Below are 1,343 nucleotides of genomic sequence, written 5' to 3' on the forward strand. Positions count from 1 at the left end.
GGCCGTAGGGGGAGTTTGAGGGCACCGCGCGGAGCGCGGTACGCCGCCCGCAGGGCGGTACCGGGCCCGGGGCCTGCCCCGGTTCCGGGAAGGGGCGGGGAGGGGAACAGGCCCGCCGCAGGCGCTGCGCGTCAGCGCGTCGTCGCGCCCCGGCCCGTCGCCGTGCCCTTCACCGCGTCCAGCGCGTACACGCACCGGTCCTTGCTGCACGCGTACACCACACCGTTCCGTGCCACCGGCGACCCCGTGATCTCGCCGCCGGTCGCCAGCTTCCAGCGGAGCTGGCCGCCGCTCGCGTCGAGCGTGTAGAGGACGTGGTCGGCGGAGCCGAAGTGGACGCGGCCGTCCGCGACGACCGGTGTGCCGACGACCTCGCCGCCGGCCGCGAAGCGCCACATAGGGGTGCCGGTCACGGCGTCGAGGGTGTAGAGCGCCGAGCCGCTGCCGACGTGGACGTTGCCTGCCGCGACGAGCACCGGCTCGCTGGACTGGCGGGCCTCCGTCGCGATGCGCCACCGGTCCTTGCCGGTGGTGGCGTCCAGCGCGTAGACGGTGCCGAGGTAGTCGGCGAGGTACACGCCGCCGCCGGTCACGGCGGGGCCGGGCGCGAACGCGGGCGGCGAGAGGAACACCGCGGGTGCCTCGAAGTGCCAGCGCACCAGTCCGGACGTGATGTCGACGGCGAGCACCCGCGTGCCGGCGGAGACGTACACGTAGCCGTCGGGCGCGGGCTGCACCCGTACGGGCACGTTCCCGCACGAGGCGGCGTCCCCGATCGGGTACGACCAGCGTTCGTCGCCGGTGCGGGCTTCGAGGGCGCGCAGCCGCGCGTCCTTCCACACGTAGACCGTGTCGCCGAAGATCGCGGGGCCGGCCTCCGGTGTCTCGAAGTCGCTCTGGGCGCCCGTGATCTCCCACAGCTTCTCGCCGTTGGAGGCCTCCCATGCCTGCACGCCGCCGCCGCGGGTGCCGGTGAGGACGGTGCCACGGTCGACCTTGAGGGAGTACACCCAGGCGTCGGTCTGGAGCCGCCAGCGTTCGTTGCCGGTGGCGGCGTCGAGCGCGTACAGCGTCGGCCCGTCGGAGGCGTGGATACGGCCGGCGGCGACGGCCATCGCCCAGGCCACGTCCCGTGTCTTGAACTGGCGGCGGCCGGTCCCGACGTCCAGCGCGTGCACCTCGAACGAGGTGACGTACAGCAGGTCGCCGTCGACGACCGGTGTTCCCCACACGTCGTTCGACATGCGGAAACGCCAGGGCCGCCAGTGGGCGGGGCCGGGGTCCGGCGCCTGCGCGGGGGGCGGGACGGGTGACGGCGGCGCGGCCACCGCGCCGCCGTGGGC

At 74.9% G+C, this 1,343-nt stretch carries 1 protein-coding gene; it reads right to left on the reverse strand.

All coding sequences use genetic code 11. The annotated features are described in order from the left end of the window. Positions 1-131: 131 nt before the first annotated feature. A partial coding sequence (locus ACWGH4_RS35095) for an outer membrane protein assembly factor BamB family protein (RefSeq protein ID WP_453467962.1) occupies positions 132-1,343 on the reverse strand: 1,212 nt, incomplete at its 5' end.

It is taken from the genome of Streptomyces sp. NPDC054847, assembly GCF_053610925.1.